The organism is Cupriavidus sp. D39 (assembly GCF_026627925.1).
Lineage (GTDB): Bacteria > Pseudomonadota > Gammaproteobacteria > Burkholderiales > Burkholderiaceae > Cupriavidus > Cupriavidus ulmosensis.
Genome location: NZ_JAPNLE010000007.1, coordinates 240626 through 256123, shown reverse-complemented (window position 1 = coordinate 256123; position 15498 = coordinate 240626). Strand labels below are relative to the sequence as shown.

11 protein-coding genes and 4 pseudogenes are annotated in these 15498 nt (G+C 62.5%); 4 read left to right on the top strand and 11 right to left on the bottom strand.

Going from position 1 to position 15498, the window contains the following annotated elements; translation table 11 throughout:
* Positions 1–200: 200 nt before the first annotated feature.
* A pseudogene (locus tag OMK73_RS08235) lies at positions 201–564 on the bottom strand (IS110 family transposase); the annotation flags it as partial.
* Between the two features lie 754 nt (positions 565–1318).
* Between OMK73_RS08235 and OMK73_RS08225 the strand changes: the two are divergent.
* Positions 1319–2762 (top strand): IS3 family transposase gene (locus OMK73_RS08225; RefSeq protein ID WP_420715507.1). Its coding sequence is split into 2 segments (ribosomal slippage): positions 1319–1656 and positions 1655–2762, totalling 1446 coding nucleotides; the frame shifts between segments, so codons are not numbered across the junction.
* A 39-nt stretch (positions 2763–2801) separates the two neighbouring features.
* A pseudogene (locus OMK73_RS08220) lies at positions 2802–3032 on the top strand (tyrosine-type recombinase/integrase); the annotation flags it as partial.
* Positions 3033–3413: 381 nt separating this feature from the next.
* On the opposite strand, the gene OMK73_RS08215 reads toward OMK73_RS08220, so the two are convergent.
* Both OMK73_RS08215 and OMK73_RS08210 read right to left on the bottom strand, forming a co-directional pair.
* A complete protein-coding gene (locus tag OMK73_RS08215) occupies positions 3414–4718 on the bottom strand; it encodes a purine-cytosine permease family protein (protein ID WP_267601592.1) in 1305 nt (434 codons plus the stop codon).
* 33 nt (positions 4719–4751) lie between these two features.
* Positions 4752–6212: an amidase gene (locus OMK73_RS08210; RefSeq protein WP_267601591.1), complete on the bottom strand. Its 1461-nt coding sequence runs from the start codon at positions 6210–6212 to the stop codon at positions 4752–4754.
* A 198-nt stretch (positions 6213–6410) separates the two neighbouring features.
* On the opposite strand from OMK73_RS08210, the gene OMK73_RS08205 reads away from it, so the two are divergent.
* Positions 6411–7115, top strand: a complete 705-nt coding sequence (locus OMK73_RS08205; protein ID WP_267601590.1) for a response regulator transcription factor — start codon at positions 6411–6413, stop codon at positions 7113–7115.
* Here the strand turns inward: OMK73_RS08205 and OMK73_RS08200 are convergent.
* The 8 genes and pseudogenes from OMK73_RS08200 to OMK73_RS38955 all read right to left on the bottom strand — a co-directional run.
* Positions 7064–9469, bottom strand: coding sequence for a hybrid sensor histidine kinase/response regulator (locus tag OMK73_RS08200; protein WP_267601589.1), 2406 nt, complete (start codon positions 9467–9469; stop codon positions 7064–7066). The two genes, OMK73_RS08205 and OMK73_RS08200, sit on opposite strands and share 52 nt — an antisense overlap.
* A gap of 5 nt (positions 9470–9474) precedes the next feature.
* Positions 9475–10767, bottom strand: coding sequence for a purine-cytosine permease family protein (locus OMK73_RS08195; RefSeq protein WP_267601588.1), 1293 nt, complete (start codon positions 10765–10767; stop codon positions 9475–9477).
* Between the two features lie 127 nt (positions 10768–10894).
* Positions 10895–11533, bottom strand: coding sequence for a LysR substrate-binding domain-containing protein (locus OMK73_RS38220; protein WP_324291688.1), 639 nt, complete (start codon positions 11531–11533; stop codon positions 10895–10897).
* 237 nt (positions 11534–11770) lie between these two features.
* Positions 11771–11962 (bottom strand): LysR family transcriptional regulator, encoded by a 192-nt coding sequence (locus OMK73_RS38215; RefSeq protein WP_324291687.1) that lies wholly within the window; start codon positions 11960–11962, stop codon positions 11771–11773.
* 232 nt (positions 11963–12194) lie between these two features.
* Positions 12195–12749, bottom strand: a complete 555-nt coding sequence (locus tag OMK73_RS08185) for a thioredoxin family protein (RefSeq protein WP_267601587.1) — start codon at positions 12747–12749, stop codon at positions 12195–12197.
* 64 nt (positions 12750–12813) lie between these two features.
* Positions 12814–13233, bottom strand: a complete 420-nt coding sequence (locus OMK73_RS08180) for an organic hydroperoxide resistance protein (protein ID WP_267601586.1) — start codon at positions 13231–13233, stop codon at positions 12814–12816.
* 69 nt (positions 13234–13302) lie between these two features.
* Entirely contained in the window at positions 13303–13704 is a 402-nt protein-coding gene (locus OMK73_RS08175; RefSeq protein ID WP_267601585.1) for a hydroxyquinol 1,2-dioxygenase, read from the bottom strand.
* A 377-nt stretch (positions 13705–14081) separates the two neighbouring features.
* Positions 14082–14640, bottom strand: a pseudogene (locus tag OMK73_RS38955) (sensor histidine kinase); the annotation flags it as partial.
* A 13-nt stretch (positions 14641–14653) separates the two neighbouring features.
* On the opposite strand from OMK73_RS38955, the pseudogene OMK73_RS08165 reads away from it, so the two are divergent.
* A pseudogene (locus OMK73_RS08165) lies at positions 14654–15323 on the top strand (Tn3 family transposase); the annotation flags it as partial.
* Positions 15324–15498: the final 175 nt, after the last annotated feature.

Here is a 15498-nt window from a genome sequence, read left to right as displayed (position 1 = left end):
GTTCGAACCCATGCCGCGCCGGTGGCATGGACAGGGTGCACTCGCCCGTGGCCACGAGTCAGGTCAGGAAACGCGGCCCTGACCCGGCGCCTGAGGATTGCGGATCCAGCAGGCCGCCGTCCTCTCATGATGCAGTGCCCTTCGTCCAGTTCTCCGCGGCGCGCTCAAGCAGCGTAGCCGGGTCTGATCACCAGCTTGATCGCATCGAGCCGGTCGGTCTTGGCTCGTCGCTGATGGCGCTCGACCGGAATGCTGGCTGGATCGACGACATAACGGTCAATACGTTTGCCTGCAGCGCGCGATAGATCCAGAATGCGTCCTGGCCGGCTTCGTAGCTACGACGAGCCGCACGCCTGCCGGCAGCGACCACTTGTGCTTCTGGTGTTCGATCAGGTCCAGCACGGCCTGCAAATGAGCGGCGGCCTGCGGCTGCGCGACGGTGTGTATCGCCGGCTGCTCGCGCTGCCCGTCGTGTAACGCGACCTTCCACTTCGCGGCTGCCAGTTCGAGCGACACCACCACTGTTCCTCGGTACCCGTGTATGTCGGCGACGGCAACCAGCACCGCGGCAGTCTGAGGCCCGACACCGAATCTTTCCCGAAGACGCCTGGCGTGCTGGCTGGTCAGGCGATCAAGCATGGCATCAAGTGTCTTGAGCTCTTCTGCCAGCGGCTGCCAGCGTTTGGCCAGGAGGCGCAATGTGGCCGTCGCATCCTGCGAGATCATCAGATTGAGGTGCTCGAAGTGAACCGCCCCGACCGGGCCACGCGCAGACTCCGGGGAAATCTGATCCCACCGTTGCGGAGAACGCCGCGCGAGCTGTCCTATCTGGAAGTGCGACAGCCATTCCAAAGGCACAGTCCGGAGCAGCCGAAGCGATGCGGGCAGTCTCTGTTGCCAGACGTAGCGCCGTCAAGGCAAACACGCAGGCTATCAATCAGTTGCGAGCCTTGCTCGTCAGCGCGCCCCAGGACATTCGCGAGCGCCTTTGGAAGGGAAAGCCGGCAGAGTGCGTGGATGGTTGCACACGCCTTCGCTCATTGGGCAACACACCACTGCTGCAAACGCTGCTGGAGAAGGAAGTTCTGCAGCATCGCGGCCGGATGCGCAAACTGATGGCCACGCTCGGTTGCTGGGAGGACCCCCCGTGCCAATATGACGTGCGTCACCTATCCCTGATAGATTAGTGAGCAACGAGGTAGGTATGACCGTCAACAACTCATCCAAGGCAACGATGGCCGCCGTCAAGAATGTGTCCGATCCGGGCGCAACGCAAGGAGCCCGTAGGGCGACTGAAGAGGCGCCCGGATCGGCGACGCTGGCGTCAGCGTCCGGCACCGATTCAGAGGTCGTTGCTCGCGCTCGGCGCAGGCAATTTTCCAACGCCGACAAGCGCCGCATACTGGAGGCGGCTGACCGCTGCACCAAGCCCGGAGAGATCGGCGCGCTGATGCGCCATGAAGGCGTGTACTCGTCATCCTTGAGCACGTGGCGGCGCCAGCGCGAGGCTGCCGAACTGGCTGCCCTTGCCCCACAAAAGCGCGGACCCAAATTCGACGAGACTCGGGCCGAGGCGCGGCACATCGCGCAGCTCACGCGCGAGCGCGATAATCTCAGGAGGCGACTCGACAAGGCGCTGCTGGTGATCGACGTCCAAAAAAACTTGCAGCCTTGCTGGGCAATCCGATCGACGACGACACCGACAAGCCGTAATGGCGGCTGTGCAAGAGCTCACTCCGGCCCTGGGCGCGAGCGCGGCCTGCCATGCCCTGGGCGTGCCGCGCGGCACGCCTGCCCGGCAGCGGGCCCACCTGCGTCGCATGGCCTTCATCGGTCCACTGCCACGGTCCACTGCCCGGCCCCGGCCACCGTTGGCTCTGGATGCCCTGGAAAACCAGGTGCTGCTGGACACCCTTAACAGCGAGCGCTTCGCCGACACCGCGCCGGCGGCGCTACACGCCACGTTGCTCGACGAGGGCCGCTACCTGGGCTCGGTGCGCACCATGTACCGGTTGCTCGCGGCCAATGGCGGCTCGCGCGAGCGACGCAACCAGCTTGTCCATCCGGCCTACGTCAAGCCTGAGTTGCTGGCGCGCGCGCCTAACCAGGTGTGGTCGTGGGACATCACCAAACTCAAAGGGCCAGCCAGGTGGACGTGCTTCCACCTCTACGTCATCCTGGACATCTTCAGCCGCCATGTCGTGGGCTGGTTGATCGCCGGGCGCGAGAGCGCGGAGCTCGCTGAACAGCTCATCGCCGACAGCGTGGCACGCCACGATATCGCCCCCGGCGTGCTCACGCTTCATGCCGATCGCGGTGCCAGCATGCGCTCTAAACCGGTGGCCGCGTTGCTGGTCGACCTGGACATCACCAAAAGCCACAGCCGGCCTCACGTATCTGACGATAATCCCTTCTCGGAGTCGCAGTTCAAGACGATGAAGTACCGCCCGGACTTCCCCGCGCGCTTCGGCTGCATTGAGGATGCGCGCGCCCACTGCCAGGCATTCTTCGCCTGGTACAACACCGTGCATCGGCACTCGGGCATCGGATTCATGACGCCGCACAGCGTTCATTATGGGCTCGCCCAGGAGTTGCACCTCACCCGTCAGGCAGCACTCGACACAGCATTCCGGGCGTCCCCAAACAGATTTAAAGGGCGTCGCCCTGAACCACCGCGGCTGCCCACAGCAGTCTGGATCAACCCGCCCCCATCGGAGGCCATTACCCCAAACACACCACAGTCCGGCACAGTAAATTCATGAAGCCAGGTGACGCAAAGTCATTGACACGTTCCGGCCTGCGCGCGCGGACCGGATTGGGAAAGCCGGGCCGAGGTGCTGGCCAGCGCCTCGGCGCACTGGCTGCGCCATACGGCGGAGTCGCATATGACCGACCAGCAGGTGGACCTGCGCTTTGTCAGGGACAATTTCGGGCATGCGTCCATCTCGACCACCAGCGCCTACCTGCATACGGAGGACGATGCGCGGCACGAAGTCACGCAGGAGCGGCACCGGATCGGGTGGAAGCGCTAGGACTATAAGGCGGTTGCCAAAGGCTGCCGCTCATCGATGTTTCTCCGCATCCGAGGGAATGCTTTCGGCAGGCATCCTGTCGACAAACCACGCTTTCAGCGATGTCACACCTTGTTGAAGTTCAGCCATTTCGGGGTGTACGAGGTAGTATCCGTTCTGCAACGGAAGCGCTTTACCGAACGGTTCGACAAGCGATCCTTGAGTCGCTGTTCGGGCGGTCCCATGTCGCATTCCGGTTTGGACCCGGCCTGACGTCACCCTGGACTTTGGGGCATTCACCACAAAGAGAATGCCCGTGTCATCTTTGCCCGCCAGGCTTTCGGGGCCTGTCGCCGAGACATGCCCCGCCGTTTGTTGAAGCCCGGAACCGCGACTCGCCCGCTAAAGCAAGCCATCGCCCTGGCGCACCGCGCGCCTCGCCCCCTGGGACAGCGCGTAATAGGCAATTCCGCCCGCCAGCATCCCCGCGACCGCATCGGAGAACCACGGTGCCGTCCCGTGCACGAGCACCGCGACCAACGCGCCGATTGCCCATGCTGCGAACGCGCTGGCGCGGAAGTCCGGCACGTCTTCGTTGTACGAGTAATGCCGCACCACGATCTGATCGACGATGATCACCGCGCCGATCGGTGGTACGAGCACGCCGAGCAGGTTCAGCCAGTTCAGGAACAGACTCCACACGCCTGCCACGGCCAGTATCCCCCCAAGCAACCCGAGAACGACGGTCATGGTTCTCATCTTCCTGTTCGCGATGCGCCCCCAGCCCATCGCACCGTTGTACAGGCAATGCGTGCACACCGACCCGAGGTTCACGAAAACGAAAATCAGCGCGATGGCCGACAGCACGCCGCCATGGCTAGTCAGAATCGGCATGAAATCGCCGCCCGCTGTCGCCGGCGCTGTGGCGGCCCCCGCGCATACGATCACGATGCCGAACACCTGCGCGATCATGTTCGCAAACGGAAACGCGGTGAGGGTCGCGTAGACCGCACTCTTTCCGTCCTTCGACCAGCGGGTGAAATCCGCGGTCATCGTGCCGGAATCAGCAAACGTCGCCACCACCAGCGTGACTGCGCCGCCGAAGGACATCAGGCTGTTAGCGCCGAGCCCGTCGTAAAGGAGCACAGCCGACAGCGAATGCTCCGATCCGATCAGATACACCGCCGCAAGTCCGAGGATCAAATAGAGCGGCGCGGCAATCATGCCGACGATCGAGAGCGCGCGGATGCCGATGAACGTCACAACGGTGTAGAGCAGCGTGGCCGCGACAATGGTCGCCGTTTCGTTCCAACCGAACGACGCATGTACCGTCGTCCCGGTGAGCCCGGTCTGAAACGCATACCATCCGACAACGACACTTGCGAGAAAGCCGGAGGTGATCGCATAGCCCTTTTTGCCGAACGTACGCTCGGCCTGCAGCGCAAAGTTTCGGCCGGTATTGCCGGCGATGAAACTCAACGTGCCGACGTATGCAAGCAGAATGGCGTTGCCCACGAGGATCGCGAGCAGTGCCCGCGAAAAGCCGAGGTTATAGGCGATGATGCCGCCGAATACCGCGTTTGTGATGATCATCGGAAAGCCGAACCACACCGCCGCCACGGAAGACAACCGGTGACGATGCGAGAGCGGGACGGGCTTGTGCTCGAACTCTTCGTCGAGCCCGTGCTGTTCGGTGGAGCTGGTCATGATGTTCCCCTGAGTTCCCATTTACCTTCCCGCTTACTGGACAAGACCGAGTTCGCTCAGCAGCGGCGGCAATGTGTTGCGCCACGGACGCGCCCGCTCGAACGCCGCCGACGCGCGCAGCACCAGCGGATCGTCGAGATGGCGCCCGACGATCTGCAGGCCGATCGGCAGCCCGTCGCTGGTGAAGCCTGCTGGCACGGAGGCCGCCGGCTGGCCGGTCAGGTTGATCGGATAGGTGAACGAGAGCCACTGCGTCGGCGCGACCATGCGGCCGTCGGTCTTCTCCGGTCCCTGGCAATGAACGGGGAAAGGCGGGACCGTCAGCGTCGGCGTCAGCAGCAGGTCATAGTTCGTCATGAAGCGCCACATCTTGTTGACCACGCTCTTGCGGGTCACCATCGCGTTGGTGAAGTCCTCCGCGGTCCATGGATGATTCAGAAACGCGACCAGATGCGGCGACATCTCTTTGCCCCATTGCGCCACCATCTCGCGCATGCCTTTGAGGTCGGTGTCCATCGCGACGATTGCCCAGAACGCGTCGAAGGGATCGCTCCACCCGGGATGCGCGATCTCGACGCTGCAGCCCAGATCGCGCTCGAAGACACGGACCGCTTCATCGACGACGCGGCGCACCTGCGGGTCGACAGCCGCGTAGCCCCAGTCCGGGCTGTAGGCAACACGCAGCCCTTTCAGGTCGCCGTCAAGCGCTTTCAACCAGTCGAAACCGGCGGACGGCAGCGAATGGCGGTCGCGCGAATCCGGCCCCGCGATCACCGACAGCATCAGTGCGCTGTCCGCAACCGTCCGGCTCATCGGGCCGATATGCTCGAGGCTCTCCCAACTCGACACGCCCGGGTAGCGTTCATCGCGGCAGCCGGGATAGAGCGGCACGCGCCCCATCGACGGCTTTATGCCGTAAATTCCCGAATGCGCTGCCGGAATGCGGATCGATCCCCCGCCGTCGCTGCCGATGGCAAACGGCACTTCACCGCTCGCCACCGCGGCGCCGGAACCCGCGCTGGAGCCACCCGGCGTCATGTCCAGATTCCACGGGTTCCTCGTGGTTTCGAAAACCGGGTTGTGGCCAACACCGCTGTACCCGAATTCCGGCACGTTGGTCTTTCCGACGATGATCGCGTCGGCTTCCTTCAGGCGCTCGACGACGACGTCGTCTTCGTCGGGCACAAAATCCCTGTACGCAGGCGACCCGGACGCGGTCCTGATGCCCGCCGTGCAGACCAGGTCCTTGATGCCGACCGGCACGCCTGCCAGCGCCCCAACCTCCTCGCCGCGCAGAATTCGTGCTTCCACTTGTCGCGCCTGCTCGCGCGCCGCCTGCGACGCAATGGTGCAGAACGCGTGAATCGACGGCTCGAGCGCTTCCATTCGCGCTAGGTGCGCCTCGACCACTTCGACGGGCGAAAGCTCCTTGCTGCGAATGGCCCTTGCGAGGGCAACCGCGTCCATGCCGCAGATCTGTTGCTTGGTGTCCATGCTCATCTCCTGATCCGGTTCCTTGGTGGTGTGCTAACTATGGGATGAGCTTGTGAACGAGTCTCCCTCATCGATTGAACAGGCTGTGGCGGTTTGTTAAAATTTGTGAACAGAGCGTGGAAGCGCTACAGGACACGCCGATGCAGGAATATTCGCGAGGAACCCATGCAGCAGAAGCGGAATGGCCAGCGCATTGCCGTGGTCGACGACGACCAGTCAATTCGCGAAACACTCGAAGGCTTTCTGGAAGCGGAAGGCTATGAGATCTGCTGCGCGGCCGATGCCGATGAACTCGACCGCATCATGCGCATCCGCCCCGTGGATCTCGTGCTGCTCGATATCCGGCTGCCGGGGCGCGACGGCCTGTCGTTGACGCGCGATCTGCGCGAGAAGTCCGAGATGGGCATCATTCTGATCACGGGTCGAAACGACAAGGTCGATCGCATTCTCGGCCTCGAATACGGCGCGGACGACTACATCGCGAAACCGATCGACGAACGTGAACTGCTGCCGCGCGTGCGCAACCTGCTGCGGCGCGTGGAGCACAGCCGTTCGGTCAACGCGCCTTCTATGCTGTCGTTCGGTCAGTTTCGGCTCGACACGCGCGGCCGGAGCCTGACCGACTCGGCGGGCAATAGTGTGCCCCTCACAACCGCTGAGTTTGATCTGCTTTCGGTATTCGTCAGGAACCCGGGCCAGGTGATGTCGCGGGAGCGGCTGATCTCGGCCACCAAGCGACGGCGCTTCGAATCGATGGACAGAACGATTGACACGCTCGTGCGCCGCTTGCGTCGCAAGATCGAAGCGGATCCCGACAACCCGCACCTGATCAAAACCGTTCATGGCACTGGCTATCTGTTCTCGGGCCCGACCGGCGCAGACGACAACAGGGCGCGCACGTAGGGCTCCACATCCCGGTAGATGGTGACGATAGTCAACGCCGCATCGGAGACCTGCAGCGCGCTCCCTGTCCGGGCAATCTGCTCCAGGTCCGCGGCGGCCTTCGCCAGCTGCTGAAACCCGACATTCGACGCCGCGCCCGAGAGGCGATGTGCATTTTCCGCTACCTTCTCGAGGCCTGCCCGGGCGCATCCGCTTACGATTCCTTCAAGGGCGTCGCTGGCGGTTTGCGCGAACGCCGTGACAATGCGCAGAGTTCGATTCTGTCCCAGCGTCTGGCGCAGCCGTTCGATACGCTCCGGTTCTTCGATCGCGACAGGTTGTGCCGGAAGCGCAACCTGTCTCAACGCCGAGCGCAGCGTTTCCACCTCGACTGGCTTTTCGATGATCCCGTCGATGCCACGCAGCAAATAAAGTGGCTTGTCGGTCGGCAGCGGATTCGCGGTTAGCCCGAGTATCGGGCCCGTATGCCGGTGCGGCTCGCGGCTCGACCGGATCGCGGCAGTGGTGGCGAGCCCGTCCATCACGGGCATGCGGATATCCATCAACACTAGGTCGAAATGCTGCGTCTTGAGGATATCCAGCGCTTCCTGCCCTGATCCGGCGGAAGTCACATCGCATCCTTCTGTGCGCAGCAATTCACTCACGACGTCGCGATTGAGCGCCACGTCGTCGACGACCAGCACGCGCGACACCAGCGCGCCCTTTGGCGCGCTTTCCTCACGCCCCGCCAATGCGAACGGCAAACGCACCGCGAAGGTCGAACCGTGCCCGATCTCGCTGCGCACCAAAATCGAACCGCCCATCGCTTCAGCGAGACCTTTGCTGATCGCAAGACCCAGCCCGGTTCCTTCAAAGCGCTTTTCATGCCCGGTTTCCGCCTGCGAGAACGGCCGGAACAGCCGTGGGATGACGTCGGGGGCAATGCCGATCCCCGTATCGGTAACTTCGATTACGATTTCGATCCAATCGTCGCGACGCGCGGCGACATCCGTCTTGACCTCGATATGCCCTGACTCGGTGAACTTGATGCCGTTGCTGACCAGGTTGATGATGATCTGCTGCAAGCGCGCAGGGTCGCCGAACACGGCTGACGGCAGCGGCGCAAGCGCGCTGACACGGACCATCAGCCCCTTCTCTGCGGCGGCGGCACTCGCCAGTGTGGCGGCGCCCGTGATCACTTCGCGCAAATCGAAGCGACGATGGTCGAGCCGGATCTGCCGTACTTCGAGCAATGCCAGGTCGACGATGTCGTTGATGATCGCCGCCAGCGTCTTACCAGCCTGAATCATCCGGCGCACGATCTGCGCAGCGCCCTCGGGAAGGTCATATTGGACGAGCAGTTGCGCGAGTCCTAGCACCCCATTGACAGGCGTTCTCAGCTCATGGCTCATCATCGCAAGCGATTCGGATTTCATCCGTTCGAGCGCCTCGGCCGCGTTCTTCGCTTTGACGAGTGCGGTCTCGGCGTCGTGCCTCACCGTGATGTCCGCTACACTCGCAATGATCATCCGCCTCGAGCGCACCGGCAACGACTGTCGCGAAACCAGCAGGTGTCGGACGGAACCGGCACCGCTGCTGGTTTCGAACTCGCTCGTCTCGATTGCGCCGCCCGTGTCCTGTTGAGAGATAAGCCAGGTGAACAGATGCCTCTCCCGCCGCAGGGCTTCCTGCAGTTTGCCGGGCGAGCGCAACGGATCGTCCAGAAAGAGATCGAGCGCCTGGCGGTTGGCGAATTCAAGCTGGCCTTGCGCATCAATCAGCAGAAGCGGAATTGGCGACGCGTCCAGTAAGCGGTGCACCGAGTAATCGCTCAACCGGCTCTCGCGCACGAGCAGCAGCAGGCATCCGAGGAAGAACACGCCGGCAATGTCCATCGCAATGCGGCCGAACAGGCCCGCCGCCAGCGCGGAAAGCGGCGCGGACGTCAAAACGGCGACCTTGCTGCCACGAAGCGACGCGAACAGCGCGCCGTTGCGGATGACGAACTTGCCTTTGGTGTCTTCATTCTGCGCGTCTGCCAGACCTTGGCAGACGGGACTTTCTGCGCAGCCCGATGCGAGCGCAATCGCGATTGTCTTCTGCCCCGGCCATGCGGCGATGCCCGCGAGCAGGCTGCTCGAATGGCGTACATCGTCATCGATGAGCGTTACAGCGTCTGACGTATCGGCATGGGCTTCGGCAGAAGCAAACTGGATCGCGAGACGTGCCTGATGCAAGAGAAGATTGTCGAGCGCGTCCTTGCGTGCTTGAAAAAGCAGAAACGCGAGCGACGAAATCAGCACGATCACCACAATGGCGGTTCTCGCCTCGGCTGGAGGACGCGGGGTGACCGTTCTGGTTCGGGTGCCGAACATGGGCGTCAGTCGAGTGCTTCCGCCCCGGCAGTAGGCGCGCCGAGATCAGTGCCGAGACGATGCGACGCCACACCGGACAGAACGAGATACAGGCAGCCGGCTGCTGGCGCGCTAATCAAAGGGGTGATCACGTCGGGGATCATCCTGTGACAAAGAAACGCCACCGTCATGCCCGCCCCTGTCGCGAACAACGCTGCAAGATTGACGGGCGCCACCCTCGTTAGCGAGAACCCCACGCGCACACGCAGGACGTAGTAGTCCGCGACGATCACGCCGCCAATCGGCGAAACAATGGTCGTGAGCAGCAGCGTCCAGCCGGACACGTCGCCGACGGTGTTGGTGATGGCTAGCAGAAGGCCCAACAGCGTGGCGGCAACCGCAACCGCCATCCACGGCAGCGTGGGAAACGCGCTTTTGAACGTCGCTCCGGCGTTGGTCAGGCACGCATCGCAGGTGGTCCAGTTGGAGACGATGACGAGCACCAGCAGCAGCCACGATAGCGCGTTGCCCGTGGTGAACAGGTCGTTCACGCTGATACCAGCCGCCGCGACCAGCACACCGAGGATCAGGAAAGGGAGATTGGACAGCAGGAAGCCGAACGCGGTCGCCTGCACCGCTTCGTTTCCGGTGCGGCAGTAACGCACGATGTCGCCGGTCATCGTGCCGCTCACGACGAAGGTGCCGAAGGCAATGCACACGCCCGTGCCGAACGGCAACGTGCCGCCGATCGGGCCGTCCAGCAGCACAGCCCATTTGGGTGCGAGTTGATGCGCGAGGACGATAGCGGCGAATAGCATCATTGCTGGGATCGCGATCGCCGTCATGTTGAAGCCGCGGCTGATGCGGACGATGACCGGTATCGCGAAAAGAATGCCTATCACGCAGATCGCGAGTGGCGAATCGCCCGGCAGATGCAGTACATCAGCAAGGATCGAGGCGGTAAGCGCGACATGGAAGGCGAACCAGCCCGTTACGAGCGCCCCGAGCAACGCGCCGGGCATGACGGCGCCCCAGCGGCCAAAGACTGCTTCGAGCACGAGTTGCGAACTCAAGCCCCAGCGGCCTGCTGCGAAGCCGATCGCCGCAGAATAGATGAAGAGGATCCAGTTGCCGAGGATCGCCGCAAACAGCGCGTCGAGCGTGCCTAGCGACGCCTGCAGGTAACTGCCGACGATAATGGAGGCGAACGCGGATGAGAAGCCGGACCACGCGAACGCGGGGAAAATGAGCCCGCGCCGCTGTGGCAGAGGGATCGGCTGGGTGCTGGTGCCGTCGCTTGTTTCGCGGAGGAGGTCCATGGTTGCTGCTGACCCTTCAATAACTGGGGTGGCTTACGCCAGTATAGTTTGGCGCAAACATAGAGCGACTGCATGTCCGACCGAGTCCCGGCCAATACACGCTCCAACTGGAAGCAACCACTTGTGTTCAGGCCTCGGGCATTGTTCGGGCGCTACCGCAGACACTTGCAGCGTTCTCAACGGCGATCCGGCATGGCGTACAACATCTGCGGGATTGGGGCGAACGTTCCGATACGCTAGGCAAACGACTCGGCTGCTGGAAACTTTCAGGCTTCTTGTGACGACGCTGCACGCCTGCGTGTGGCGTCCGCGGACCTGCAGCATGCGCGAGGCCGAGCCTTTCCCTCAATCTCGGCACCGCAAAATCGATAAATGCCCGAAGCTTGAGCGGTATCTGGCCTTGGCCCGCGTACATCAGGTTGACCGGTGCCGGCAGCGGTTCGAAAGCTTCCAGAAGCATCACGAGGCTACCGGATTTCACCAGTTCTTCAATCTGGTACGACGCTACTCGTGCAATGCCAGCCGCCTCCGCCGCGGCAACGACGGCAGCCTCCACCGAGTCCACCACAAGCCGGGACGGGACCTCTACCTTCAGTGACCGGCCTCTCGAAGGAAATTCCCAGTTGCTGCCGACCGCATACCTTTCGTATGTCACGCAGTCGTGCGACAGAAGATCGTCAGGCGTTCCCGGTGCCTCACGCTTCTTCAGGTAGGCGGGGCTTGCGCACACCACTTCCCGAAGCAGGCCGATACGCGTGCTGATCAACGCTGCTGCTTGGTTGCTCCCCGATTCGCAGCACCAGATCCACGCGCTCTTCCAGAAGATTGACGAGCCGGTCCGTCAACTGCACGCGCATACGGATTTGCGGAAACGCCCCGCAGAAACTCGACGACCACCGGCATGACGTGGATGCGGCCCATCACCGGAGGGACGCTCTCCCTGCGGCGCATGATATTCGCCACAAGCCGTGCGTTCGATTTCCGCGATCTCCTCCAGAACCCGTCAATATGACGCCACATAGCCGCGCCCGGCTTCCGTCAGTGCCAGCTTGCGGGTACCGCCCACGAGCAACCGCACATTCAGGAATGCCTCCAACTCGGACACGCGTCGACTCACGGTCGCCAGAGGAATGCGAAGTTTCCGACTCGCGGCGGAAAGGCTTCCGGTGCCTATCGCCGCCAACAAAATGATCATCGCCTCGAGTCGATCCGTGGCCTTCCACCAATGAAAGGGGAATTCCCAATTCTACCGGCTACTCAACGGAGCTGGAGATGCCTAAATTCTCTGTCAATCCGTCCGCGCCTGCGCCCAGTCGACCGCGCGATGGATGCGTGGCGATCGTCCTGGTCGCTCATATCAACCAGCGCTGTTGTGGGTGGCATGGCGCGGCCAGGATAGCTCTTGTGAGCAACGGGCGCAGCCTCCTTCACTGCATCTGCGCTGCCTTGCGTTCCGCTAGGAGTTTCTGAATCTCCGCTTCTGTCTCCTTGTACCGTCCCTCGCCGTAGTGCTGATAGACGATGCGGCCGTTGGCATCGATCAGGTACGTAGCGGGCCAGTACTGGTTGCGGAACGCAGACCATGTTGCATACATGTTGTCCTGCGCCACGGGATAACGGATGTCGAACCGCTTGAGCGCTGCCTGCACGTTGTCCGTCGATTTCTCAAACGGAAACTCCGGCGTGTGCACGCCCACTACAACCAGTCCCTGATCCTTGTACGTGTCGTGCCACTGCTTGACATACGGCAGCGTGTTCACGCAGTTGATGCACGAGTACGTCCAGAAATCCACCAGCACTACCTTGCCGCGCAGCTGCTGCATCGTCAGCGGGTCCGAATTGAGCCAGTGCTCGATGTTAGCGAACTCCGGGGCCTTGCCCTGATCGCCCACCTTGGGGCTCTCCGCAAGGACGCCGACGCCGAAGGTATAGATCGCAGCAATGCCTGCTGCGACCAGGATGGCGCGAAAAAGGTTACGCATGATTCAGGCTTCAGAGTTTGGATGTCTTGCCCCTCGTCCGCACGGCGGGCAACGGGGGCAGGGATCAGACCAGCACGGTTTCGATATGGACGTTGCCATGCAACGCCTTCGAGTACGGGCACGTACGGTGCGCGGTGTCTATTAGCGCCTGAGCCACCTCTCGTTCAATACCGGGGATATGCACGCGCAGGCGTGCCTGCAGGAAATACTCGATGCCCGCAGTGCCCAGGTCCACTTCCGTATCCACGGACAAGTCTTCCGGTAGTTTGATCTTCTGCTTGCCTGCGACCAGGCCGATCGCACCGATGAAGCATGCCGACCAGCCGGCGGCCAGCAGTTGCTCCGGGTTGGTGCCCTGCCCCTTGCTGCCCGGCGACGACAGTTCGATGTCGAGCCTGCCATCATCGCTGCGAGCCGTGCCATCGCGGCCGCCAGACGTGATGTGGACCTTACTGGTGTACAGGACTTTTTCGATGCGGGTCATAATGCGCTCCTTCTACAGTTCAATGGGTGTTCAACAGCGGATTGACGAGGGTTGTGCGATGGGCGGCGATCAGGCATAGGCACCATCGAGGTACGAATCGACCGTGCGGGCCGGATCGGCCGACACACCGGTGCGATCCATGCCAGCGATGGTGCGGGCGCCGTCGTAGTACGGATCGACGGCGCGGGCCGGATCGGCCGACACGCCGGTGCGGTCCATGCCAGCGATGGTGTGCGCGCCGTCGTAGTACGGGCTGCGCTGGTCCTGCACGGAACGTGCACCTTCCGTGTACGGGTCGCGGGCGTCTGTCGCCGAACGGGCACCTTCACTGAATACATCGCGGGCATCCTGGACGGAGCGGGCGCCACCCAAGTACGGGTCACGGGCATCGAGGACGGAAGCCTCCGCGCCGGCAGCGGCGGCAACCAGGGCGACGGCGAGGACGAGGCGCTTGGCGTAGTTCTTGGACATGATCAGTTTCCTTTGCATTGATTGGTTTCAGAAATGCGGTTTGCGTTGTCAGCTATGGCGAAGCAGCGTTTTCACTTCGTCGGTTGTGCGTTGCGCTGCCACGGAACGTATTTAAGACGGCTCACGTATCGCGCCCGTAGCGAAATTCGGGCCTTAGTGTCAGGGAACGTATCGGTGCCGTCGGCTGATACAAATGCGTACAAAAGGAAAGGAAACGGCGGCGAGGCGTCCCGGAATAGCCATGGGAAGGCGCGGGAGAGCAGGAAAGTCGAGGCGAAAGCGGCACACAGTGTCGCAAAAGCAATATGTCCGCGCCAGAATCTGGCGCGGACATGCCGGAGCCGCGGTGACCGAAATGGCCCGAGTGATGTCGGCCCTTAGCCGATACGGATCTCGGCGATCAGACCGTCGCCGTCGCGGTTGCGCAGCTTCAGCGAACCGCCAACGGCCACGGCAAGCTGATGAGCGATGGCCAGACCCAGGCCCGTGCCGCCGGCTTCCGGCCGCGCGAGCCTTCGAGCCTGAAAATGGCAGCAACACAGCCTCCAGCTTGTCTTCCGGAACGCCAGGACCGCGATCCCATCACGTCGATCCGCACCGTATCGCGATCGCGGCGCACGGACAACTCCGCCGCGCCGCTGAACTTGATGGCGTTGTCCATCAGATTGGTCAGGATGCGGTGCAATGCGTGCGGACGCGTCACGATGGCGCCGCCCGCATTTTGCTCGATCGTCACAGCCTTGCCGGTGTCCTGGTAGTCATACCCAGGCTTTCGACAAACGATCCGAGATCGATCCGCGATGCCTTCTCGCCCTCGCCGCTCGCGGTGCGCGCATAGGCCAGCCCTTCCTGCACCAGCGTCTGGATCTCGGAGAGGTTGCTAACCATCTTGCGCTTTTCTTCGGAATCGTCAGCCATCTCGGCGCGCAGTTTCATCTAATCCTCAACATCATCGGACATGATGTCCTTGGAGACTGCGCGCTCGGTCTGGCAAGCACGGACTGATCCGCGTCGGCGTACCGCATCGATTGGCATGTACACGCATGTTCGCGATCGCTGGGGCATCTTCTATGACCAGCCGATCCTCCTGAATGAGAGACAGGCCGGCGCTGCCATCGAGGGTGTGACTCGCCAGAACGGCGGGGAAGACGTGACGCAACTTGCCGTTGATACCCATGGCTACACCGATTTCGCCATGAGCCTGTCACGCCTGCTCGGGTTCGATCTCTGCCCACGCCTTTCTCATTTGCGTGATCGCCGCCTGCATGTGCCCAGGGGAAATGTGATTCCATCGGAATTGGCTGCAGTGGCGGACGCGGATGTCCGGCTGGTATTGATCGCACGATGCGTCGCTGGCGGCGGTTTCGTCGGCATTGACCCTACTGTCCAATGCCGTAATGGCTTGGAACAAGCTGCACATGCAGCACGCGCTGGAGGCGATCGAAGCTATCGGCGGCGAATCCATGCGTGCCGAGGATCTGCGCCAGATTGCGCCAACTCGTCTGGAAGGCATCAATTTGCGTGGTACTTTCGATTTCCCGATTGCACGCTACGCGCACCGGCTGCTGCCGAGTGCGACGAGTACGCAGAACTCACCGTCGACGTGGCGTACAGCATGACCCAATAAGGCTCTTCAGTTGAGATGATGAGCGGGTCAAGCGCCTCTGACCGATGAAAGCCTGTTTGAATGCGGAGATGCGACTTCGGGCGATGGCTCAGATCGGCCATTACGGTCAGTGGCCCGCTCTCTCGGGCCGACCTTGAACGTCGGCTTAACCGGGTACCGGACATTCA